Annotated in this window: 22 protein-coding genes, 1 tRNA gene, 1 pseudogene and 1 riboswitch; of the genes and pseudogenes, 8 read left to right on the top strand and 16 right to left on the bottom strand. The window is 54.8% G+C overall.

The window, feature by feature from the left end:
• Position 1: 1 nt before the first annotated feature.
• From GOW92_RS24785 to GOW92_RS15995, 8 genes and pseudogenes are all read right to left on the bottom strand, one after another.
• On the bottom strand, positions 2–4,108 hold the full coding sequence (locus tag GOW92_RS24785; RefSeq protein ID WP_217356558.1) for a non-ribosomal peptide synthetase: 4,107 nt from the start codon (positions 4,106–4,108) through the stop codon (positions 2–4).
• 10 nt (positions 4,109–4,118) lie between these two features.
• Positions 4,119–4,373 (bottom strand): acyl carrier protein, encoded by a 255-nt coding sequence (locus tag GOW92_RS16020; RefSeq protein ID WP_170561723.1) that lies wholly within the window; start codon positions 4,371–4,373, stop codon positions 4,119–4,121.
• Positions 4,363–5,880: an amino acid adenylation domain-containing protein gene (locus GOW92_RS16015; RefSeq protein WP_170561720.1), complete on the bottom strand. Its 1,518-nt coding sequence runs from the start codon at positions 5,878–5,880 to the stop codon at positions 4,363–4,365. The genes GOW92_RS16020 and GOW92_RS16015 overlap by 11 nt, the downstream gene beginning before the upstream one ends.
• Positions 5,877–7,064 carry a HupE/UreJ family protein gene (locus GOW92_RS16010; RefSeq protein WP_170561718.1) on the bottom strand — a complete coding sequence of 396 codons (1,188 nt, stop codon included), beginning with the start codon at positions 7,062–7,064 and terminating at the stop codon, positions 5,877–5,879. Before GOW92_RS16010 ends, GOW92_RS16015 begins: the two co-directional genes overlap by 4 nt.
• Before the next feature lie 70 nt (positions 7,065–7,134).
• Positions 7,135–7,962, bottom strand: coding sequence for an acyl-CoA dehydrogenase family protein (locus GOW92_RS16005; RefSeq protein WP_254453058.1), 828 nt, complete (start codon positions 7,960–7,962; stop codon positions 7,135–7,137).
• Positions 7,963–8,190: pseudogene (locus tag GOW92_RS25365) on the bottom strand (acyl-CoA dehydrogenase family protein); the annotation flags it as partial.
• A 303-nt stretch (positions 8,191–8,493) separates the two neighbouring features.
• Positions 8,494–9,813, bottom strand: a complete 1,320-nt coding sequence (locus tag GOW92_RS16000) for a glycosyltransferase (RefSeq protein ID WP_170561712.1) — start codon at positions 9,811–9,813, stop codon at positions 8,494–8,496.
• A 227-nt stretch (positions 9,814–10,040) separates the two neighbouring features.
• A tRNA-Lys gene (locus GOW92_RS15995) sits at positions 10,041–10,116 on the bottom strand.
• A 211-nt stretch (positions 10,117–10,327) separates the two neighbouring features.
• Here GOW92_RS15995 and dapF point away from each other — a divergent pair.
• Together dapF and mtaB are read left to right on the top strand one after the other, a co-directional pair.
• A complete protein-coding gene (dapF, locus tag GOW92_RS15990; protein ID WP_170561709.1) occupies positions 10,328–11,170 on the top strand; it encodes a diaminopimelate epimerase in 843 nt (280 codons plus the stop codon).
• Complete coding sequence (gene mtaB, locus GOW92_RS15985; protein ID WP_170561706.1) at positions 11,167–12,423, top strand: tRNA (N(6)-L-threonylcarbamoyladenosine(37)-C(2))-methylthiotransferase MtaB; 1,257 nt, start codon at positions 11,167–11,169, stop codon at positions 12,421–12,423. The genes dapF and mtaB overlap by 4 nt, the downstream gene beginning before the upstream one ends.
• A gap of 17 nt (positions 12,424–12,440) precedes the next feature.
• On the opposite strand, the gene GOW92_RS15980 is transcribed toward mtaB, so the two are convergent.
• The 4 genes from GOW92_RS15980 to petA form a co-directional block, all read right to left on the bottom strand.
• On the bottom strand, positions 12,441–12,902 hold the full coding sequence (locus GOW92_RS15980; RefSeq protein ID WP_170561703.1) for a cupin domain-containing protein: 462 nt from the start codon (positions 12,900–12,902) through the stop codon (positions 12,441–12,443).
• A gap of 128 nt (positions 12,903–13,030) precedes the next feature.
• Positions 13,031–13,816 carry a cytochrome c1 gene (locus GOW92_RS15975; protein WP_170561700.1) on the bottom strand — a complete coding sequence of 262 codons (786 nt, stop codon included), beginning with the start codon at positions 13,814–13,816 and terminating at the stop codon, positions 13,031–13,033.
• Between the two features lie 17 nt (positions 13,817–13,833).
• Complete coding sequence (gene petB, locus GOW92_RS15970) at positions 13,834–15,165, bottom strand: cytochrome b (protein WP_170561697.1); 1,332 nt, start codon at positions 15,163–15,165, stop codon at positions 13,834–13,836.
• Positions 15,166–15,179: 14 nt separating this feature from the next.
• The gene (gene petA / locus GOW92_RS15965; protein WP_170561694.1) at positions 15,180–15,764 is read right to left on the bottom strand and encodes a ubiquinol-cytochrome c reductase iron-sulfur subunit; all 585 of its coding nucleotides are present in this window, start codon (positions 15,762–15,764) and stop codon (positions 15,180–15,182) included.
• A 485-nt stretch (positions 15,765–16,249) separates the two neighbouring features.
• On the opposite strand from petA, the gene GOW92_RS15960 reads away from it, so the two are divergent.
• A complete protein-coding gene (locus GOW92_RS15960) occupies positions 16,250–16,693 on the top strand; it encodes a c-type cytochrome (RefSeq protein WP_254453057.1) in 444 nt (147 codons plus the stop codon).
• A gap of 52 nt (positions 16,694–16,745) precedes the next feature.
• Here the strand turns inward: GOW92_RS15960 and GOW92_RS15955 are convergent, their stop codons facing one another.
• Entirely contained in the window at positions 16,746–17,354 is a 609-nt protein-coding gene (locus tag GOW92_RS15955; protein WP_170561691.1) for a glutathione S-transferase, read from the bottom strand.
• Between the two features lie 56 nt (positions 17,355–17,410).
• Positions 17,411–18,040, bottom strand: coding sequence for an FMN-binding negative transcriptional regulator (locus GOW92_RS15950; protein ID WP_170561688.1), 630 nt, complete (start codon positions 18,038–18,040; stop codon positions 17,411–17,413).
• A gap of 53 nt (positions 18,041–18,093) precedes the next feature.
• Positions 18,094–18,241: riboswitch (FMN riboswitch) on the top strand.
• A gap of 72 nt (positions 18,242–18,313) precedes the next feature.
• On the opposite strand from GOW92_RS15950, the gene GOW92_RS15945 reads away from it, so the two are divergent.
• The 5 genes from GOW92_RS15945 (at position 18,314) to cobO (ending at position 22,232) form a co-directional block, all read left to right on the top strand.
• Positions 18,314–18,754 carry a 6,7-dimethyl-8-ribityllumazine synthase gene (locus GOW92_RS15945; protein WP_170561685.1) on the top strand — a complete coding sequence of 147 codons (441 nt, stop codon included), beginning with the start codon at positions 18,314–18,316 and terminating at the stop codon, positions 18,752–18,754.
• A 94-nt stretch (positions 18,755–18,848) separates the two neighbouring features.
• A complete protein-coding gene (gene aroC / locus GOW92_RS15940; protein WP_170561682.1) occupies positions 18,849–19,949 on the top strand; it encodes a chorismate synthase in 1,101 nt (366 codons plus the stop codon).
• Complete coding sequence (locus GOW92_RS15935; protein ID WP_170561679.1) at positions 19,933–20,595, top strand: HD domain-containing protein; 663 nt, start codon at positions 19,933–19,935, stop codon at positions 20,593–20,595. The genes aroC and GOW92_RS15935 overlap by 17 nt, the downstream gene beginning before the upstream one ends.
• Before the next feature lie 44 nt (positions 20,596–20,639).
• A complete protein-coding gene (locus GOW92_RS15930; protein WP_170561676.1) occupies positions 20,640–21,575 on the top strand; it encodes a DMT family transporter in 936 nt (311 codons plus the stop codon).
• 57 nt (positions 21,576–21,632) lie between these two features.
• Complete coding sequence (gene cobO, locus GOW92_RS15925; protein WP_170561673.1) at positions 21,633–22,232, top strand: cob(I)yrinic acid a,c-diamide adenosyltransferase; 600 nt, start codon at positions 21,633–21,635, stop codon at positions 22,230–22,232.
• A 33-nt stretch (positions 22,233–22,265) separates the two neighbouring features.
• On the opposite strand, the gene GOW92_RS15920 is transcribed toward cobO, so the two are convergent.
• Both GOW92_RS15920 and GOW92_RS15915 read right to left on the bottom strand, forming a co-directional pair.
• On the bottom strand, positions 22,266–22,463 hold the full coding sequence (locus GOW92_RS15920) for a hypothetical protein (protein WP_170561670.1): 198 nt from the start codon (positions 22,461–22,463) through the stop codon (positions 22,266–22,268).
• A gap of 403 nt (positions 22,464–22,866) precedes the next feature.
• Complete coding sequence (locus GOW92_RS15915) at positions 22,867–23,232, bottom strand: SPW repeat domain-containing protein (protein ID WP_170561668.1); 366 nt, start codon at positions 23,230–23,232, stop codon at positions 22,867–22,869.
• Positions 23,233–23,284 lie beyond the last annotated feature (52 nt).

Genomic DNA, 23,284 nt, shown 5'->3' with positions numbered 1-23,284 from the left:
GTTAGCCCAGCGCCTCCGAGATGCTTGAAAGATCATCATCGTCCAGATCGAGCAGGGCTTCTTCCGGGCCTTCCCCAAAGCTGACTGACGACAAACTGTCTGCATGTGCAGCCAGAGCTCGAACGGTTCGGTATTCAAACAGCGAGGTCGCAGGCAGGGCATACCCCTGTTCATTGGCCTTCATAGCAATCTCTATCGCGGCAAGGCTGTCGACGCCTAGATCGAAAAAGTCATCGGTCGCACCGATCTGGAGTTTACCCATCACCGCAGACAGTATGTCGGCCAACTTTTGTTCCGTTTCCGTCTCAGGTGGAACCAAACCCGAGCGCTGCACGCCCCGCCTGCTTCCATTGCGCAGACGGGATGCATCAACCTTTCCATTGGGGCTAAGCGGCATATCCTTCAGAACAACCACTTCGTCAGGCAGCAAGCCACTTGGAAAATGGGCCTCTAGTGTCTGCCAAACATCTTGTTCCGCGATATCGCGACCGGCCACGTAAACGGATAGCTTCTGTTGGTTGACGGGCTCGTCAAATCCGATCTCTTCTAGGATCGCCTCGACGCGCTGCGTATCGATGTCGTCATTAAGCTCTTCTAATGCCTGTTCGCGGGTTTTGTGACCTAAGCGCACATCCCAGGAATAGGGCAGTGCGTAGTTGTGGTACCCCTCGCGTGACTTGTGCAAGTGGATCCCGGTGTCATTGATCAGGCAATTGGTCGACCTACCAGTGTCCGATGGGCGTTGCCATGCAGTTTCCTTATCAAGAAACTCGTAAATCTCAGCTACGGGCACGTCGATGTAGCGGTAAATGTCGAGCACCTCGATCTGATCCAGAAAGCGTCCATCCTTCAGGTCATCCGTTTCCAAAAGCTTGGAAAGCGCGTCATCTTTTGCGTGATAGGCTTTACGCGCCTTGGTAACCATATCGTCCAGCTGGGAGCACGTTGGGGCTGCGTTGCGAAACAGGTCAGGGGTCAACCGTGTTTCAAAGAACTGCCCTCTGGACAATCCTGTCACCACCATAGGCGCGCCTTCGGCCAAAGCCGTGCGGAACGCCAAAGTGTATAGCGCCTTGAAACAACCCTGACACACGTTGGAGTGTGTTTTAAGGCTGTCGACGAATATCTGGTTCATCTTGTCAGTGCTGAGATAGCGATGATCCCAACCAAGATCGTCTGCTACCCTTTGAATATTCGTCTTCGACTTTTCAGAGATATAACCATTGTCCAAAGTCACGGCGAGCACCCGCGAAGTGTAATCGGCAAGCCGGTAGGCGGCGTACGTGCTGTCCTTGCCACCGCTCAGCATCATGACCGCGTCGTATTTCCCGGTGCTCGCTTCGGCTGCACGCGCTATTTCGCGTTGTAGCGCGGGTTCATCCTTAAAGTAGGCCTGCGCCCGGGCTTTGTAGTTGTCGAATTCTGCGCAAATTTGGCACAGATCGTTTTCAACAAAATCTACCCCGGGCACGGAATCCGTGAGGCCACATGTTTTACACTGCTTGTTTCTGCCAGTAGACGGCACTGATCCGAACGAGACATGAACGGCATTCACATTCGGCAATTGTCGCAAAACGCGGTCAATCTCTGCGACTTCGAAACGGACACCGCCGATTTTTATTTGTTGATCCGCCCGGCCAAGGTAATCAAATCGTCCGTTTCGATTGATACGACCCAAATCACCAGTTCGGTAAACCTTGCCCTGAATTGCTTTTGGATCCTCCAAGAATTTCCCTTGAGTTTCGGAGGGTGCGCCAAGATATCCCTCGGCCAAGCGTCCGCCGATAACGATTTCTCCGGTTACACCAATAGGGCACAGGTTCATGCCTTTATCCCTGACACTGACCGAAACACCGGCTGCGGGAGACCCTATTTGGATCGAGAGCTCGGTATCAGTATCGGGGTCATATGTGTGGTGCATGGCGCCGACGACGGCTTCGGTTGGGCCATATTCATTTATCAGTGTCAAAGATGGTGATAGATTTTGGGTCGCTTTACGGCAGAGTTGGGATGTCAGGTTCTCACCACCCAGAACAAGCGTCTGAATACGCTCGACAACATGACCCTGTTTGCAAGCCAAGGCGAGGTGAGAGGGGGTCAACTTCACGACATCCACCGCGTCTTCGGTAAACACGTCCAGCACTGCAAGGTCAGGGTCGGAGTGCTCCGGGTAGATACGGATCGACCCACCGGTAGCCAACGGCGCGAACAAGGACGTCAGTGTCAGATCGAATGATATTGAAGAAAAGAATGCGTAGTGCGCAGGGCGGTTGCCTGTGAAAGTCTTTGCAGCCCAGTTAATGTAGCGTGACAGGTTTGTGTGGTTAACCTCAACGCCTTTTGGTATACCTGTCGAACCAGAGGTAAACAGAACATAGGCAAGGTCGCCGCCAGATGGCCTCTCGAAAGTGCGTGGTGTATCTGCATTGATCAGTGTGATGTTCAAGCTGCGACAAGAAAAAGCGCGGTTATCGTCAGAGGGCACGAATACTGCCGCGGCACCTGATATTTTGACAATCTGTTCTGCACGCGCGCTTGGTGTATTTGAAGCTATGGGCACAAAGCTGCAACTGGCTTTCAACACACCCAACATGACCAAAATGAAATCCATGGATCGCGGCAGATTGATCGCTATGGGAGACCCACGCGGGATTCCGAGGCCAATGAGGTAAGCTGCAATCTGATCGCTGCGCCGGTCGAGTTGTCGGAAAGTTATCTGGTCGTCGGTACACGACAGTGCAATTGAATCCGGGGATTTAATAACTTGTGCCGAGAACGCGTCCAAAACTGTTTCGGGCGCACCCGCAAAGTTTTGTCTTCCAAATACAATCGCCCGATCTTTTTCATCTGCAGCGATGTCCAGTGCTGTTATACGCGTATCCGGAACCTCGACCGTAGCTTTCAGGACACGCAGGAAGTGGTTCTGCAGGGCCCTAGCCGGTACGTTTTCTAAGATTTCCTCATGTACATCCAGGAACAGATCTGGCTTGCCGTTTCCGTGAAAATCCATGATATGGAGACGAATGGCATGGCCCGCGTCATGCGCACCGCTAGGGAGCCATTTCACCGTTGCCGGCTTCCCGGCGAAGCTTCCAAACTCGGCTTGAATGTAGTTGCAAACGGCACTTATGCCCGACGTATCAATGGTCGCAACCGCGCCGGGTTTCGCCCGCCTTAAAAACGTGCCCAGCCCGGTTTTGACCTTTACATGTATATCCAACAGCGTGTCTTCAGCGTCTAACTCCACAGTTAACGGCAGAACTTCGACAAATGGACCCAGCGTTCTTTTGTCTTGGCTCGACAAGCGGTTATGGGATGGCAATCCAACGGTGATCTGGTCGTCGCCTGTGACCCGATGCAAATAGCCGATATACGCCGTCAGGTAGACTGCCAGCTTCGACAAGTCTGGCGTGAACAGGCGGAATTCCGATTGGGTTACAGCGTGCTCAAGCGTGTCCTGTATATCCTGCGAAATCTCCACAGCAATACGTTTGGAAAAACCTGCTCGCTTGGCGCTACTACCGTATGGTGGGGACGATGGGTAGAAAGGCGAAGGCGCCGCAAGTACCTCGGCGGTGTTGTGCAGCGGCGGGCTTTCAAAAAAGCTTGGCAGCGGCTCAGCAGTGAAAACACCGTCATGATCGATAGCCGAATAGCGTTGGGACACTTGATCAAACAATAGAGCACCGGACTGTGCATCACACACGATGTGATGTTGGCATACGGCCCAAACCCAATGGTCGTCCGCCAACTTGATCAGTTGGCTGCGCAGTGTTTCACGCCTTAGATCAAACGGAATTTGAACCCACGCATCGAGCTCACGCTCCAATTCAATTACCGCATCAGGCGACTGACTGGCGTCCTTACACTCGAGAAGCCCTTCAACTGCATCTTTGACAACTTGAATGGGCGCATCAGTCCCTTCTCGAAAAACCGTGCGCAGAATTTCATTGTCCTGAACCGTTTCGAAAAGCGCTCGTCGAAACACATCGGGGTCCACCTCGAAGTTCAGGTCAAATCGCCAAGCCATGTTGTAAGAAGGCAGGTCCGGTTGCAGAAGATGACCTTTCCAGAACCTCAGTTGGCTTTCAGACAATGGATGCGACATGTTGGCCACCTCAGGAAACTGCGAAGCGCCGATTTTCGGCATAAACGGAAATTGCAGTGATAGAGCTGAGGTTTTCCAGCGTGACGTCCTCCAAAGGGATTTCAATGCTGTAGGTCTGTTCGACGAACGAAACCAAAGACATGACGCCCAACGAGTCGATCATTCCGCTTAGCAACAGTTCTTCGTCGTCTGTCACTTTTAGGCCGCCCAACAGCGTGACGCGAACGTAATCGCGCAAAGCCTGAATTTGTTCTTCAGGCTGCATGCTGTGTATCTTTCTGCCCGGCGAGCTTGGCGCGGTCTATCTTGCCCGTCGAAGTGCGGGGCATTTCCTCAAGCCATTCGATGTGATGAGGCACGGCATAGCGCGGCAAAACAGCTTCTATTTTGGACCGAACGCTTGACAGATCTTCTTTTGAACCGCCGGTGACATACGCATGGATTTCATCGCCGCATACTGTCGCGACCGCCTCGGTAACCAGTGGAGTGTTGACCAAAGCAAGTTCGACTTCATCCAGTTCGATGCGAAAACCCCTGAGTTTTACTTGGCGGTCTTTGCGTCCGATCAAGAAAATATCGTCGCTTTCCGCTCTTCGAACGATGTCGCCGGTACGGTAGAATCTACGCACATTTCCGTCGGTGTCTTGAAGATCGCAAAACGCGGCTTCAGTTGGCCCGGAGTCGCGCCAGTATTCCAACATGACCTGTTCAGAAGCGATCAGGAGTTCTCCGTTTTCCTCATCTTCAGATCCGATCCCGATACGAGCGGTCACTCCAATATCCGGACGTCCAATAGGCAACGGGCTGGTTCCGTCCAACTCTGCATGCGTCATCACGGCCGTCGTGCAATGGTTCGTTTCTGTCGGACCGTATGCATTCAGAAATTTCGCGTTTGGGGTATGTTTGGACAGCGCCTTCAAAGCAGCCGGAGGCATTTTTTCTCCGGCAAACATGACGATCCGCAGCGCTTCCAGGCTTCGGTCCTCCAGCACGCCGCGTTCTACCATTTGGATCAGTGCATATGGGACAGAGTACCAAACAGTGATCCTCTCCTTCTCCGTCAACTCCGAAAGGCTTGCAGGTAGTTTTGCATGCATTTCGGGAATAACCACGGTGCAAGCTCCGGCTTGGGCGGTGCTGAAGATATCAAAAATCGACATGTCGAAATGAATAGGGGTGTGGTGGCTCACTCGATCTGACGCGCGTAACGCGCACAGTTTCGCGGCCATCTTTGCGTAGGCCAACCCGCTTTTATGGGTATGGACTATGCCCTTTGGTGCGCCGGTGGTCCCGGATGTCATGAGGATGTAAGCAGGATCCTCGGCACGCCTATCCGGACCACAAACGACTTTTGGACTGCCCGAAATTTCATCCAGCGGTTGCGAAATGTCAAACAGTTGGCTTTCGGAAAAAGTACTCGAAAACTTAGTTTTGCGCGCTGTGTCGGCGATGACCATTCTGGCCGAAACGATCGATACTTGCGCCTCAATGCGCTCGGTCGGTGCTGCGGGATCAATCGGAACATAAACGCCTCCGATGCGGAGGATGGCGTAAATCGCCGCGATGGTTTCCGCGCCTTTGACCGAGCAGACAGCCACTCTGTCACCGCGTTCTACGCCCAGAGTGACTAGTGCATTTGCAATCTTGTCGACTTTGGAATTTAGCGCAGCGTAAGTGGTGATTTCCCCCAGCGTGCTGACCGCCGCAGCTTCGGGCGTTACTTGTGCGTACCGCCTGAGTGCATCGTCCAGGAACAAGCCCGCTTCGATCATTGGGTCACCATTACCACGGCGTCACCAAACTGCGGGAACCAGCCGATCGTTCGCTCGTAGAACCAGAACATTGCAATTGCGATCAGGGCGACGGAACCAAATTGCAGAAACACAACGCGGTAGGCCGTCAGGCGCCGCAAGGCGAAGAAGATGGGGAACAAAACGACCACAATGGCGAGTTGCCCGACCTCAACTCCAATATTAAATGTAGCCAGTCCAAGCGCCTTGCGTGTGGGGTCGAGGCCAAGTGGCTCGAGCACATTTGCGAAACCGAAGCCATGGAATATCCCGAACAGGAAGACGACCTTCCAAGAACTTGCGTGAAAACGAGGTACAAGGTTGCCGACGGCGACGGCAGCGATCGAGAAAGCGATAACCGCCTCCACCAGCGTCACAGGCAGGGTTATAACTTCGAAGGTTGCGAGACAAAGTGTGATAGTGTGGGCGATCGTGAACACCGTTACGATCTTGACGGTTTCCAACAGGCTTTCGCGGATGTTCTCGGAAGGAACCCAATGCCGGTTCTCGATCCGCATGACCGCTCCCAAAAGCAGAGTCACCAAAAACAGAACGTGATCAAACCCAAGCCAGATGTGCCAAACGCCGTGCACAAAGAACGTCCGCGCAATATCGCCTACCGGTTCATCGTTCAGGTAAAGGGCCTTTGAGCCATCGCCCGGCGCGAAAATCAGTGAGATGTAGGCCTCGTTCTCGTCCATCCCGTTTCGGGTATTGCTACCAATCAGTGCATAACCTCGATGGGTTGGATCGACGTCAGAGAACAGCCCGTCATAGGCCATCTCGATAGTTGTCGGGGTTTGCTCGATGTCTAAAACAGTAAAATGCAGTTGAGCGAACGTATCGACCGACGAATCAAAAAATGAGATGTCGTCAAATTCAACCTGAAGGGCTTGCCCATCCGACAAAAGTTTCATGCGATTTTCGAAATATTCGAAGAAGAACTCTTGTGATTGCCGGACTTCGTCCTCAGTCAGCGACGTCGAAACCTCCGGCGCCCCTAGCTGAATTCGGGTTAGATCCGTCAACGTTGCTTCAATCCTGCCACTCAGGGTGTCATCGGTGACGTCAAAATAAACGTAGCTCTCGTTGAACTTGTGGGCATGAACCGGCGTTGCGAAGGCTACCAGAATTAAGCCGCCTACCCACAGAAAGAGCGCAGTCAACGATCCACTAAACGAATTTGTCCAATTCGCGGCGCGGGTAGTGGATTCGCGATCAGCGTTTTGCATTGGTTTAGTCTCCCCCGTTTTTCGGTTGGGAACTTTTTCCAAGTTCCATCCTTGCAATTATTTCGCGTTGAATGTCCGAGGTACCCGAGTAGATGACACCGCCGAGGGCGTCATTCACATCGGTTCCTGAGTTTGAACTTTGCAGATACCCACGACCGCCAAACGTTCGCATTGCATCCATGCTGGAACTTAGAAACGCCTCAGAAATGTGAAGGTTTGCCATCGCCGCAAACTGCGTCAGGGGTTGTCCGGTATCGTACAGCTGTGCCGCGCGCGCCAACATAAGTTCGCAGGTTTCCAGACGTACGCGCATGTCTGCCAAGCGGTTGGAAACGGATTGGAATTCCGAGATCGACCTGCCAAATTGCTTACGAGATACGGCATGCTCAGTGCACTCGTTCAATTGGCGGCGCATCGCGCCTACTTGCGCTGTTAGGATAAAGCACCTCTCCCAGTCGAGCGTGGTTTGCAAAATCGTAGCTCCGGCGCCTTCTCGTCCAATTCTACGGGCCTCCGGAACCCAGCAGTCACGGAACTCAAGCTGTCCCATGGGGACGGAGTTCAATCCGACTTTTTCCTGCCTATCCGCCCGCAAAAACCCTTCATCATCGGCGCGCACAACGAAGGCCGACAAACCCCAACGACCTTTCTCGGGCGCGGTTTGCGCGAAAACGATCGCGAAATCGCAAACAGGCCCCATGCCGACAAATGCTTTTTGACCGTTCAGGATGTATCCCGTCCGATTGTGTTCAGCGGTCGTTTGCAGCGACAACGCGTCAGATCCCGCCGTAGGTTCGGTCAGTGCAAATGCGCCAATCAATTCGCCGGACAAGAGCCTCGATAAGTACCTGTCTTGTAGCTCTTGGGAAGCAAATCGAATAAGGGGGCTTTGAATAGTCCAAATCTGTGAGATTATGGCCATCGCCAAGCCGCTATCCGCGCATAACTCACCAAACAGCAACATTTCCTCAACGAATTCACTGGCACTATTAATTGAACCGCCAAGGCCTGGCGGTAAAACGAACTCAAAAGCGCCACATCCACCGGCGGCTTTCCACACTGTGCGTAAGTTCCCATCAGAAACGTCAGGGCTTGCTTTTGCAAAGTCCAGTCTAGCGCATCTGGTATCGCGGTTTGTATGGCGCGTCGCTTGGTTCACTGTCGTATTCGATTAGGTGTACTAAACCCAATACGCACGTCGAAGCTGGCCGGATCATCCTATTCAGAAATTGACATTTAAATGTTTGGACGGAAATACAGTGTAGAAAGCGCATTATTGTTTTTCATCAAACGGTGGACGGCGGTCTTGGCCACCCTTTGAGTCGATTGATAAATGCCTTAATGTTCTATTTTATTTGAATTTTTAGTTACTTTGGGTGGTGACGTTTTGCAAAAAAGCAGCCAGCCCTCCATCAACCTTCTCCTGCTGGCAAGAAGCCTGCAATGCCTTGCAGTTCTTTTTGTATTTTGGGTCGGTCAGCAGTTCTTGAATATCATTTTCGATCTTTTCGACAGTATCCGCGTGGCGCCCCGCGCGACCAATTCCATGAAAGACAGCTCTGGCTGCGCTGCCCTGCTGATCGTTGACATGCGGATACAAGAGAACAGGTGTTGCAGCCTCAACGGCTTCGATAAAACCGCCTGTGCCTCCGTGCATTATTGCAAGATGAGCATGCTTTAGAACCTGGTGTTGGGGGACCCACGCCACAACATCAACGTTGCGTGGGTAGTCACAACTGCCACCATCCTCCCAATTCTGACCTGCAGCAAACAGGAACTGCCACTCTGGATGCTTACGTGCGACTTCCCAAAGGTTAACAAGCAGATCGCTCTTAGGCTTCATCATTGTTCCGAAACCGACGAAAATGCGTTTCTTTGTGCCTTGCCCCGAACAGAACCTGCGCACTTTTTCGCGATCATGAGGCTTTTCCGGACGATCTTGAATTACCATTGCTCCGAGATACGAAAAATCTGAGTAAGGACGTGTTGGCAAGTCAACGGACCGCGGGAGAAACAAGACAGTGGGAACCTTGTAAGTCCATGGCATTTGCCAGCAAATCAGCCGTCTTATTCTTGCGATCGGAACGTTGTAACGCCGTGCCAGTTCAAGCAGCGCCGAAGTGAAATCTGCACCTTGATGTTTGAACTTGTTTCTTAGAATTTTTTTCACTTTCCAAATCAGGAAACTCATCCAAATAATTGAGACCCCAATTCGACTTCCCCGCATACCAACACCCGGACACACGCGTTTGTTCAAAGGAGGCGCCTGGGAACCGGGCGGCGACAAGAACATACTGCTATACTGAATGACCGGCGGCCCCAGAGACAAGCCGACTATGATATGCGCGTGGAGTTCACAGTCGACAAAGATAACATCTGGTTGAAAACGGGACATTGAGGCAGAAAAATCATTAACACCAAGGGCATCCACTGCACAATCCAGACGATCATTTGATGATAATGTCCTTAACTGGTCTGCAGTCAGTAGGTCTGCGAAAGCATCAACTTTTGGAGTTGGAATCTCGCCGTACTCCAGACCGAAATGTGAAATTAGATCGAACGACGACTTTGGCGCAAAAACACACACCTCGTAACCGACTAGTTTTGCTTGCTTAGCAAACTCTACCGCACTGTTAAGCGGGCCGCTTATCCCACTTGATACTATCGCCAATCTTTTAGACATCGCCTTGCGAAACTGGGCCGGATGAATTTGTTGTCAAGATCAGGCGTGTTTTCCCAAGTTGCTTTTCGAGGAATAGATCGTGGGTGTGTTTCCCGATTCTGAAATTTTTCAAAGATATCATGGCGCTTGGGCAACCACGCAAAAACCCACGTGCCGAACAACAGTCTGCACATAAGTTCTTTACTTTTTCCACGCGAACGCAGAGCGACATAAGTTATTCGAAAAAGTGGTGAGCCGTGCAGGATTCGAACCTGCGACCCACTGATTAAAAGTCAGTTGCTCTACCAACTGAGCTAACGGCCCACTCTTTTGTTGGATCTTGTTGATCCGTGGCGCTCTTTAAGTCATTTTCCCGACCGGGTTCAAGACCTTAATTGCACCTCGTTTCGCCAAAGTAATCAGTGTTTCCGGCGACCCGATAGGCGGCCTAATTAGGCAGGTGGCGCAGGGGGGTCAACCCCCTTTTTTCAGGAATCTGCATCGCAGGGTGGATTCCTATCGGGCGCAGGGTTATATGCCCGCCATGCAAGGATTAAAGAACACTGGTTTGCCCTTCATGAAGATGCACGGGCTGGGCAATGACTTTGTCGTTGTGGATGCGCGCGCGTCTTTGGCGCGGATTACCCCAGCGCTTGCACAGGGAATCGGGCATCGTCAGTTCGGCGTTGGTTTCGACCAGCTTGCCATCATCGAGAACGGCGAATCGGATGCGCATCTGGTGTTCTATAATTCAGATGGATCCACCTCGGCGGCCTGTGGAAACGCCACCCGCTGCATCGCCCGTTTCCTGATGCAGGAATCGGGAAAAACCGAGCTGACACTGACGACGGAACGCGGCACCCTTTTCGCGCGGGACGCTGGCAACGGCCTGACATCGGTCAACATGGGACACCCGCAATTGAATTGGGCCGAAATTCCGCTGGCAGAGGAAGTCGACACACTGGAATTGCCGATCGAAGGTACACCGACAGCGACCGGTATGGGCAACCCACACTGCACCTTCTTTGTCGACGATGCTGAGGCCATTCCTCTGGCCGAGTTCGGTTCGCGTTATGAGCACCACCCGCTCTACCCCGAGCGCACCAATGTGCAAGTCGCACAGGTGATCGGACCCGATCATATCCGTATGCGTGTGTGGGAACGTGGCGTGGGTATCACGCTGGCGTCAGGCTCATCCTCTTGCGCGACGGCCGTTGCTGCCGCACGTCGCGGCCTAACTGGGCGCACAGTACAAATTGAGCTGGACGGCGGTACGATCTGGATCGATTGGCGCGACGATGGCGTCTGGATGACCGGACCCACCTGTCACGTCTTCTCGGGCACGCTGACATCGGAATTCCTGGAGACGCTTGGATGAGTGCCCCCAAGTTCACCACTTTGGGCTGCCGCCTGAACGCCTATGAAACCGAAGCGATGAAAGAGCTGTCGGCGCAGGCTGGGCTGACCGACGCAGTGATCGTGAACACCTGCGCCGTTACGGCTGAGGCAGTGCGCAAAGCCCGGCAGGAAATCCGCAAACTGCGACGGGAAAACCCTGATGCGCGGTTGATCGTAACCGGCTGTGCGGCCCAAACCGAGCCCGAAACCTTTGCCCGGATGGAAGAGGTCGATGCGGTCATTGGCAACACTGAAAAGATGCAACCCGAGACGTGGACCGGCATGGCCGCTGATTTCATCGGCGAAACCGAAGCGGTGCAGGTCGATGACATCATGTCCGTGACTGAAACTGCGGGCCACTTGATCGACGGCTTTGGTACGCGCTCCCGGGCTTATGTGCAGGTCCAGAATGGCTGCGACCATCGCTGCACATTCTGCATCATTCCCTATGGCCGAGGGAACTCGCGCAGCGTTCCTGCGGGCGTAGTAGTGGACCAGATCAAACGGCTAGTAGACCGTGGTTACAACGAGGTCGTATTAACCGGCGTTGATTTGACTTCGTGGGGGGCTGACCTGCCGGCGGGGCCCAAACTGGGCGATTTGGTGATGCGGATTCTGAAACTGGTGCCGGACCTGCCCCGTTTGCGGATCAGCTCGATCGACTCGATCGAAGTGGACGAGAACCTGATGCAGGCCATCGCGACCGAACCGCGTCTGATGCCGCATCTGCACCTGTCCCTTCAGCACGGGGATGACCTGATCCTGAAACGGATGAAACGCCGCCACCTGCGCGATGACGCCATTCGTTTCACTGAAGACGCTCGTAAGCTACGCCCCGAGATGACCTTTGGCGCCGACATCATTGCAGGCTTTCCAACTGAAACGGACGAGCATTTCGAAAATTCGCTAAAGCTGGTGACAGAGTGCGATCTGACCTGGCTTCATGTCTTCCCCTATTCCAAGCGCGAAGGCACTCCGGCCGCGCGCATTCCACAGCAGGTCAACGGCAATGTGATCAAGAGCCGCGCTGCCCAATTGCGCGCAGCAGGCGAAGCGCAGGTGGAGAAACACCTGCAGGGCCAAGTCGGCAAAACCCATCACATCTTGATGGAAAACCCCCATATGGGTCGGACTGAGCAGTTTACTGAAGTGCGTTTCTCCAAGCCCCAGATTGAGGGCGAAATTGTTCAGGCGGTAATCACCGGCAGCGGTTCAACGCAGCTTTTAGCCTAAAGTCTCATGCACTTCGATTACAGGTAGACGACGCCAAATTCCCGCTCGATCAGTTCGAAATCCAGTTCGCCTGTTTCATTTTGCCGGGAGGTTTCTGCCATAAATTCTTCCGCGCGATCGCCCGGAAAAATATAGCTGATCATTCGCACCGCCTGATCACTGTTGTTCTTCATGTAGTGCGAGACGCCGCGCGGACAGTGAATGGTGTCGCCCGCACTGGCAGTAACCCATGCATTCCCGATCTTGGCTTCAACTGTACCCTCGATGATGTGGAACGTCTGATCTTCCCATTTGTGATAATGATCCGGCACCGCCCCGCCAGGAGCCATAACACCGTCTGAAATCACGTACTCACCGTTGGATGCGTCCTTGCCGACAACGACTCCAACATATTCATTTGGAGCCATCATGTACTTCTTGCTGCCGTCCCAGTGTCGGACAACAACCTGCTTGTTTGTGGTTTCGATCTGATCAGCCATAGACAACTCCTGCGGCAAAGTCTTTTGGGTATTTGGAGACTTAGCTTCAGTTTTCTAGACCCAGACAAAAAAAGAAGCCCCCGCAACCAGCTGGTGCGGAGGCTCCGATTCTTAGTGAATTCACTAAATCAGACGGTCTTTTTGCCTTTGACGCCTGCCCACAGGCGCTTGTTCACCAGATAAAGCAGCACTGACAACATCGTCAGGAAGATCACGCCGACGAATCCAGAGTATTTGCGCTCCATCATTTTCGGCTCAGCAGTCCACATCAGGAAGGCTGAAACGTCCTCGGACAGGGCTTCGACCGTGGCCGGGTGGCCATCGGCGAATTCGACCTGATCGTCAGCCAGCGGCGGCGCCATCGAGATCCAGCCTCCGGGGAAAGCCTTGTTCTCATACAGGATGGTGCCTGCTTCTTCTTTTTCCTCACCGGTGTAACCGTCCAGCAGCGAGGCGATGTATTCCGCACCACCCATGCCTTTGAACAGCTGGTTGATCCCCAGACCGTAGGGGCCGTGGAAACCGGCGCGGGCCTTGGCCATCAGACTCAGGTCCGGTGCGCCGACACCGTCATTGACCGGGAAGTGGTCGGTCGGGATTGCCGGGCGGAAATCGTCCAGCTCAGGATCGAACACTTCGAAGTTTTCCGCCGAGTAGGCGATAACTTCTTCTTCCGAATATCCCAGCGCTTCGAGATCACGCAGAGGCACATAGCGCAGGCCGTGGCAGGCTGCGCAGACCTCGGTATAGATCTGAAGACCGCGCTGCAGCTGGTTTTGATCCCAGGTGCCAAAGGGGCCTTCGAACGAGAAGTGGAAGTCTTCGATGTGCTGTTCGCCGCCACCTGCCGCGAAGGTCGAGGCGGGCGCAAGGGCCAAAGCAAACGCGGCACCGATTGCAAGTTTCTTGAACATGATTCCGGTCCCTCTTCTTACTCGGCCGGCGTGGCTTCGGCGTCAGCCTTGCCATAATGCGCGTTGAAGTCTTCTTCGATGGTGTCGGGCTGCGGCAGCGGCTTTTCGATCACACCTAGGATCGGCAGGATCACCAGGAAGTAAGCGAACCAATAAGCCGACGCGATCAGCGAGAAGGTCGCATAGGGCTCTTCCGCGGGCATCGCCCCCAGCCACATCAGCGCAAAGAAATCGATGATCAGCAGATAGAACCACCATTTGAACATCGGACGGTATTTGCCCGAACGCACAGTCGAGGTGTCCAGCCAAGGTGCCAGCGCCATCGCCAGGATCGCACCGAACATCGCCAGAACACCAAAGAATTTGGCGTCGATGATGCCACCAGTGATGAAGCTGGCGAATTGCACGACCCAAACCTCACCGGTGAAGGCCCGCAGGATCGCGTAGAACGGCAGGAAGTACCATTCAGGCACGATATGTGCAGGTGTGACCAGCGGGTTGGCTTCGATGTAGTTGTCTGGGTGGCCCAGATAGTTCGGCATGAACCCGACCACGGCCCAGAACACCACCATGATCACGGCCAGTGCGAACAGGTCTTTGATCACGAAATAGGGCCAGAACGGCAGGGTGTCTTTCTCGGCCTCGGCTTTCGAACCGCGGCGCACTTCAACACCTGTCGGGTTGTTGTTGCCGGTGGTGTGGAAGGCCCAGATGTGCACGATCACCAGCGCTGCAATCACGAACGGCAGCAGATAGTGCAGCGAGAAGAAGCGGTTCAGCGTGGCGTTGTCCACTGCGGGTCCGCCCAGCAGCCAGGTCTGGATCGCGTCGCCCACAAACGGGATCGCGCCAAACAGGCCGGTGATCACGGTCGCACCCCAGAAGGACATCTGACCCCAGGGCAGAACGTAGCCCATGAAGGCAGTACCCATCATCATCAGATAGATCAGCATACCGATGATCCATGTGATTTCACGCGGGGCTTTGTACGAGCCGTAGAACAGACCACGGAAGATGTGGATATAGACCGCGACAAAGAACAGCGATGCGCCGTTCATGTGCAGGTAGCGGATAAAGTAGCCACCATTCACGTTGCGCATGATGTGTTCGATACTGGCAAATGCCAGATCAACATGCGGGGTGTAGTGCATCACCAGAACGATACCGGTGACAATCTGCAACGCCAAGCAGAACGTAAGGACTATGCCCCAGATCCACATCCAATTCAGGTTCTTGGGGGTCGGGATCATCAGGGTGTCATACAGCAAGCCGACGATGGGCAGGCGGCTATTCAGCCACTTCTCGCCGTTTGTCTTCGGCTCGTAATGATCGTGGGGAATTCCGGACATCAGTTGGGTCTCCCTTAGCCGAGCTTGATGGTAGTGTTGTCAGTCCATTCCGCGGGCGGAACAGGCAGATTTTCCGGAGCGGGACCTTTCCGGATACGTCCGGCCAAATCATAGTGCGATCCGTGGCAGGGGCAAAACCAGCCGCCAAAATCACCGGCGTCGCCCAGAGGCACACAGCCGAGGTGCGTACAAACACCCATCTGAACAATCCATGCACCCGGAGCTTCGCCCTCAGGCGACGGCATCACGCGGTTCGCGTCGGTCGCAGGTGCGTCCGCGCTCAAGTTGAAGTTGCGGGCAAGCGGATCAGGCAGTGCGTCAACGCCTTCGGCGTCCTGCTCCTGCGCTTCCTGGATCTCGGCACCGGTGCGGTGGCGGACAAACACAGGTTTACCCAGCCATTTCACGGTCAACTGCGTACCTGGCTCAACGCCGCTCACATCCACGCGGATCGAGGACAGCGCCTGAACGTCTGCCGATGGGTTCATTTGATTGATCAGGGGCCATACGGCTGCACCCGTCGCAACGACACCTGCGCCGCCAGCGACGTAATAGAGGAAGTCTCTGCGAGTGCCTTCGTGGTCTTCTGCGTGGGACACGAGGTTTTCTCCGGTTTTCTGGCGCCCGCGTACGGGCAAATAGCTCGCGCACCGCACGAATGCGGTGTCTCATCGCGGCTATCTAGCTGGGAGAAATCCGTTCGTCCAGCGGTCATAGGCGCGCAGTACGTCACAACCGGGCATTCATGTCACAAACATAAGGCAATTTTTCAAGTTTTGGACAGGTTTAAGCAGGAAAGTCCGCCATTGAAGGACAATCGGGTTCAATGTGATTCGGTTTGCGCGATCATAGCGAAAGTTCAACCCCGCGATCAGCTCGCGAACCGGATTCAGAGCATCAGATCGCAATATCCTGACCATATTTTGCCACGCAAATTTCCCCTTTCCGCGAATGTGTTGCAGGATAAATATTGTATAAAAAATAGATATTTTACAAAGACATAGATGTGCTCGATTTCGATTGCACTTTGTGCGCGCATGAAAGAATGGCCGGGGAATTCTCAACCTCAACAGGACGCCCCCTTATGTCAAAGCTCTTTGCAACCACCATGACCCTCGCGCTGGCCATTTCTCCTCAGGCAATAGCGGCCGGCGATCCGGCAAAAGGCGAAAAACTCTACAAACGCTGCTCTTCTTGCCATGCAATCATCAAAGATGGCCAAGTTCTGGTCAAAGGTGGCATCACCGGCCCGAATCTATACGGGGTCGTCGGTCGCGTTGCCGGAACCGAGTCAGATTACCTGTACGGAAGCGAGCGTTTGCCCATCGGAATGTTCACCGACGACATGATCCGCGCGGGTCAGGAAGGGCTGGTTTGGACGCAAGAGAATATTGCCACGTATTCCAAAAACCCGATCGTATTCATCCAGGAATATCTGGATGACGAGACCGCGCGCCCCAATATGAGCGTCAAGATAAAGAAGGGCGCTGATGACATCGCAGCCTATCTGGCGACTTTCAGCGAATAGAGGGCCTCGGTGGTCATTCTGATACCAGAATGACCAGCGCATTAATCGCGGATCAGACCGGCGGCTGCGTTGCGATCATCCCGGGACGCTCGGCAAACTTCTCATACCAAGCGGCCAGCGCGTCGTTACCCTTACGCCAGCCGCGAGCATCGTGACGAAAATCGAGATAGCCCAGCGCGCAAGCCACCGCGACCTGCCCCATATCGAGCGGTCCTGACAGATGGGCCATCCAGCGCTGGTTCAGCGCGGCGCAGGCCCGTTCGATCTTGTCCCACTGTGCATCGGCCCAGTCATCCCATTGCTTGTCTTCGGGCCGCATTCGGCCTTCATAGGTAATCAGCAACGCCGCATCCAGAATGCCATCAGCCAACGCCTCAAGCGTAAGAACATCCCAATGCGCAGCACCGTCCTGATAAAGCCCGGCCTGCGCGCGCGAGTCCAAAAATGCGCAAATAACACGGCTGTCGAACAGAGTCGGCCCATCGGGGCGCTCTAACGCGGGCACTTTTGTCAGCGGAGCCTTGACCAACAAAGACTCGGCCGGGGACATCGGCGTCGTTACAGCTGACAGCAGCTCAACATCCGGCAACTGATCTGTTTCATGCAACAAAACCATGACTTTACGAACATAAGGCGAGGTGGGGCTAAAATAGAGTTTCATATGCGGTCTCCCTGAATTGCCGGAACTCTACAGCACCATTTGCAAAACAAAACCCGTCAATTGGCGTCCCGCTCACTCCCGATCATCAACTTTTGAAGAGCTTCAAGCTCGGACCCGATTCCCTCGTTGGCCATGTGGTCTGCCGCGCTCAGGCGGGCTGCATCGGGCTTGTTTTGATTCAGCTTCCAGGTGCCTTGAATGTCTTCAACATGAAAACGAAACGGCACGATCATACGCATCATCTTGTCCAACGCGTCCGGGCTCATCTTGCCGGTGGTCCAAGGAGGCTTGGGCCGCAAGCGTGCCTCGTAGAACGCAGACTGGCGATTAAGCAGTTCCAGCAACTCCTCAGGCGGGCGGCGCTCCAGCTGACCGGTCAGGTGGACAGCGACATAGTTCCATGTCGGAACCTGATCGTCGATCCCATACCAATCCGGTGACACATATCCGTCTGGTCCAGTAACCGCGATTCGCGCTGTACTAGAGTCTTTCAATATGCGGGCGATCGGATTGGACCTGACAAGATGCAGTTCGGCCAGCGCGCCATCCTCAGACAGAAGAAACGGCACATGGCTGATCAGCGGAGCCTCGTCCGTCGACATCGCCAGAACCCCAAACGCGCGGTCCCGTGCAAAGACAATGTGGTGCGAAGTCTCTTCCGCGCGAAATGCTGGATTGGGATGCATAGCTGTCCTCCTGCAAAACCTCTTGCAGAACCCTTCGCACATTGGCAAGGTCCGCCCGTTCTCAGGGCGGGGCGAAATTCCCCACCGGCGGTATGCGGGTTGCGACCCGTAAGCCCGCGAGCGGCCCCAATATGCGGGGTGTCAGCAGATCTGGTGAGAAACCAGAGCCGACGGTTACAGTCCGGATGAAAGAGAACGTGCAGCGCGTCGGCCTCGGCTTGCGCCTGCCCGTGATCGCCTTGGGTGACGTGTCTGTTGCGAAAGGAGATCATGATGACACACACCCGCTATGCTTTTGTGAAAGCCAACTGGCATTCCGATATTGTCGATCAGGCTCTAGAAGGGTTCCTGGAACTCATCCCCGCCGATCAGGTTGATGTTTTCGACGTCCCCGGCGCGTTTGAGATGCCGCTGCTGGCCCGCGATCTGGCCCAGACCGGCCGCTATGCCGCGGTGGCCTGCGCGGCGTTTGTCGTGGATGGCGGTATTTACCGGCACGATTTCGTGGCTCAGGCCGTTGTAGACGGGTTGATGCGCGCTGGCATGGATACAGGCGTACCGGTCCTATCTGTTTCCCTGACGCCGCATCAGTATCAGGAGACCGATCACCACAACACCATCTACCGCGCGCATTTTGTGGAGAAAGGCCGCGAAGCCGCACAAGCTGCGCTGAAAATCAACGCGACACGCGCACAACTGGCCACCGCTGCGTAAGCTCATTGGGTTGGGGCAAACACGCCCCAACCGCAAATCCGCTTGAGGCCAAGGGCCTTGCCCGCTAATCACGACGCTCAAAGGAGCATGCCCCATGTCGATGAACAGTTTTGGCCACCTCTTCCGCGTTACCACCTGGGGTGAAAGCCACGGACCTGCGTTGGGCGCGACCGTCGATGGCTGCCCTCCGGGCGTTGCGATCGATGAGGGCATGATTCAGCATTGGCTGGACAAGCGTAAACCTGGTCAGAACAAATTCACCACCCAGCGGCGCGAACCCGATCAGGTGAAAATCCTGTCCGGCGTGTTCGAAGGCCAGACCACGGGTACGCCTGTGCAGCTTATGATCGAAAACACCGATCAGCGCTCGAAAGACTACGGCGACATCATGGACAAGTTCCGTCCGGGTCACGCCGACATTACCTATTGGCAGAAGTACGGTATCCGCGACTATCGCGGCGGCGGGCGCAGTTCGGCGCGTGAAACCGCATCTCGCGTTGCGGCAGGCGGTCTGGCGCGCGAGGCGATCAAACAGATCGCTCCGAACGTGCAGATCACCGGCTATATGACTCAGATTGGGCCGCATAAGATCGACCGGGACAATTTTGACTGGTCCCAGATCGAACAGAACCCGTTCTGGACCCCCGATGCTCAAGCAGCCGAGGATTGGGCAGCTTACCTGGACGATCTGCGCAAGTCTGGAAACTCAGTTGGCGCAATTGTTGAGGTTGTGGCACGCGGCGTTCCTGCCGGGATCGGCGCGCCGGTTTATGCCAAGTTAGACACTGATCTGGCCGCTGCGATGATGTCGATCAACGCGGTGAAAGGCGTTGAGATCGGCGAAGGTATGGCCGCCGCCGAACTGACGGGTGAGGCAAACGCCGATGAGATATTCATGGGTCAGAATGGCCCCCAATACAGTTCAAACCACGCGGGTGGTATTCTTGGCGGAATCTCAACCGGGCAGGACGTTGTTGTGCGGTTCGCAGTCAAACCGACATCGTCGATCCTGACCACCCGCAAGACCATTACCAAGTCCGGCGAAGAGACCGAGATTATCACCAAGGGTCGCCATGACCCCTGCGTCGGTATCCGTGCCGTTCCTGTAGGTGAGGCGATGATGGCCTGTGTGATCTTAGACCACCTGCTGCTGCACCGCGGCCAGATCGGAGAAAACCGTGGACGGATCGGCTGATCTGCGCACGCGCTTGCGCGCCGTCGTTGCGCAGCGCATGGAAACCGATCCCGCGCATGACCTGGCCCATCTGGACCGGGTCTGGGTAAACGCCCAGTCCATTGCCGATGATCAGACCGACATGCCTGTGCTGCTGGCTGCGGCTTATCTGCATGATCTGGTCAACCTGTCCAAAGATGACCCGGATCGCCATTTGGCATCGCGCCGATCAGCAGAAGAATCAGAGCCTATTCTTGGCAATCTCGGCTATTCTGAAGATCAGGTCCAAGCGATCAAACACGCGATCGAGGCACATAGTTTTTCGGCCAACATCACGCCGGAAACGCCCGAGGCTTGCATCCTGCGCGATGCGGACAGGCTGGACGCGTTGGGGGCCATTGGGGTCGCAAGGAACTTCTCGGTATCCGGGGCGTTGGGACGGTCGCTTTATGACCCGGCGGATCCGTTTGCTGCCAATCGCCCACTGGACGACCTGCATTTTTCGATCGATCACTGGAAGGTCAAACTGCTACGCCTGCCCGGCGACATGCTGACAAAGACCGGCAAAGAGATCGCCGAGCGACGAATCCAACGGATGATCCGGTTTCTGGAAGAGTTCGCCCAAGAGATCGGCAGTCCTCTGCCACCCGATTGGACGAATCCGTAAACAACGCGTTGATCTTTCCCGGCCAAAAGCGCAGGTTCGCGCCGATGGCAAAACCCTTAACATCGCATCGACCTATATTGGCCGTCGCTCTGAAAACGAGCGCGGTGTTTCTTTTCACCGTCATGGCGGGGATAATCAAAGCCAAATCTGATCACTTCCCGCCGGGCGAGATGGTTTTCTTTCGCTCTCTATTCGCCATTCCGGTAATTGTGATTTGGTTGATCGCGCGCGGAGAATTGGCTCAGGGCTTTGTCGTTCGTAAACCCTCCGGGCATTTTTGGCGCGGCGTTCTTGGGACCACCGCGATGGGGCTGACTTTCACTGGCCTCGGCCTGATCCCGCTGCCCGAAGCCACCGCAATTGGATACGCCACGCCTATTTTTACCCTAATCCTTGCAGCGATTATGTTGGGTGAACGCATCCGAACCATTCGAATCGCCGCCGTGGCCATCGGCCTGTTGGGCGTTCTGATCATGATTTGGCCTCGACTTGGGGGCAACAACATGGAAGCGGCCGCCACCATCGGCGCGTTGTGCATTCTGGGCGCGACCGTCGCCCGCGCCTTTGTGCAAATTCATATCCGACAGTTGGTGCAGGTCGACCACCCCGCCGCCATCGTGTTCTATTTCTCGATGACCGCGACCATTCTGTCCGGGCTGACCATCTTTTGGGGTTGGGTTGTTCCGACATGGGAGCAAGCAGGGTTCTTGATCCTGGCTGGTCTAGTCGGTGGCGTTGCCCAAATTCTGGTGACCTCATCCTATCGATTTGGTCAGGCTTCGATGCTGGCGCCCTACGATTATACATCGATGATTTTTGCGATCGTCATTGGTTATGTCTGGTTCAGCGAATTGCCGACATTGGTGATGCTGGCCGGTGCGGCACTTGTGATCGCGGGCAACATCGTGGTGATCTGGCGCGAACATCATTTGGGCTTGGAACGCGGAAAGGCTCGTTCGGTCACTGATCCCAAAGCCTGACCTTTACCTTTGCAGAACTTCCCCTAGGGTGTGGCCAACAGAAGATGAGGGTTTCCCATGAGCGACGCACAAGATCACAAGGAAAAGATGCAGAAGGTGCAAGCCCAGCACCGCAAGAAAGTGTCCGAGGCCGTCGATCCGGACCGCGGTCTGGTGCTGATCAACACCGGCAAAGGTAAAGGCAAATCCTCTGCCGCATTCGGCGTCGTAATACGCGCTTTGGGATGGGGCCAGAAGGTCGCCGTTGTTCAATTTATCAAGGGTAAATGGAAAACCGGCGAGCGTCGTTTTTTCGAAGAACGCGATCTGGTGACATGGCACACCATGGGCGAAGGTTTCACCTGGGACACTCAGGACCGTGAACGCGACATCGCCGCCGCAAACGCCGCCTTCGACAAGGCGCGTGCCCTGATGTCCAGCGGCGAGTACGATCTGGTCGTATTGGATGAGATCAACATCGCGCTTCGATACGAGTACCTGTCCGTTGAACAAGTCATCGATGGCCTAAAAGAACGGTCTGACAAGACCAGTGTGTTCCTGACGGGTCGGGATGCCCCACAGACGCTGCGCGACTATGCTGATCTGGTCACCGAAATGACCGAGGAAAAGCATCCGTTTCAGGCCGGAATCAAAGCCCAGCGCGGTGTGGATTTTTAAGAACAGAGTCTAAAAAGCCCCAAACCGGGGCTGTTACGCTTGCGGGTTCTCGTTGAGAAACCTGACAGATCCGCGTTGGCTGCCGGCGCTGTCTGGCAGCGGTTGTTCAACCTTGTCATCTTGTGCTGCATTTGGCTTGTCGACATAGGCGCAATAGTCGTCGTCGCAGCAACATCCGCAAGCGGTTGCTGCTTCGTGCCGTGCCATGATTTCGTCGAGCGGATCGCCCATCCTATAACCCTGTACCTTGCTTACGCCTAAGTGACGCGTCGTTTTCGAGACGGTGGCGTGCCCTCACGTTACCATGTGCTATGCACGCAGACCGCCTCGAAATTCGGTGCTGGATGCATAAGCATCTGGCCTTGCCATTTATCTGATTATTTTTGTCGGAAATTGCAAGGTCAAAAATTGACACTTCGCACCCAGCCCGATTGATTATCATCGCCGAACCATTGGTGCATATGGGTTGAACCGCACACGTGTGGACGACAGTGCAAGTGCTTTGAAGCAAACTCGTCTAAAATCCCCCTATTTAGTATCTATTTTTTCCAAACAGAGTGCCGCCCGTCGGCGGGACGGGCGGCATTGGTCCAATGAACATTTGCTGCTGAGTTTAAGCCAAAGCGCGCTCGGATCAGGCAGTAACACCCTGCTCTGGCGCGCTAAGCGAGATGACTGCAACAACCGCAGCACCGTTCAGCCAGTAATAGATCGCATCCAGTCCCGAGAATCCAAACAGGCCGGGCGCCGCCAGAAACACGACGCCGACCAGCAGATCGACTGCCAAGTGAAACTTGTACGGAAGGACGCGCCATATCCCCAAATGGTGATCGGTCAAAACGGTTAGGACAAAAGCGGCAACGCCGGTGACCACCGACAGCCACAGCGCCATCGGGTTGGATTGTCCCAGTCCAAGCACAAAAGGCAGGCCAATCAGTGCAAAAGCTACAGGATAGTCCAGATAGGCGTGGATATTGCGGGTGACAAAGCGGAGAGACATGAAAGTTCCTTTCCTGAATTGGGATGCCCTCAAGTTAGGAAAAGAACCAGGT

Origin of the sequence: Ruegeria atlantica, assembly GCF_013032505.1 — a bacterium.
Classification (GTDB): Bacteria; Pseudomonadota; Alphaproteobacteria; order Rhodobacterales; family Rhodobacteraceae; genus Ruegeria; species Ruegeria atlantica_F.
The sequence above is the reverse complement of the archived record's forward strand: the minus strand, read 5'-3'. Positions and strand labels throughout refer to the sequence as shown.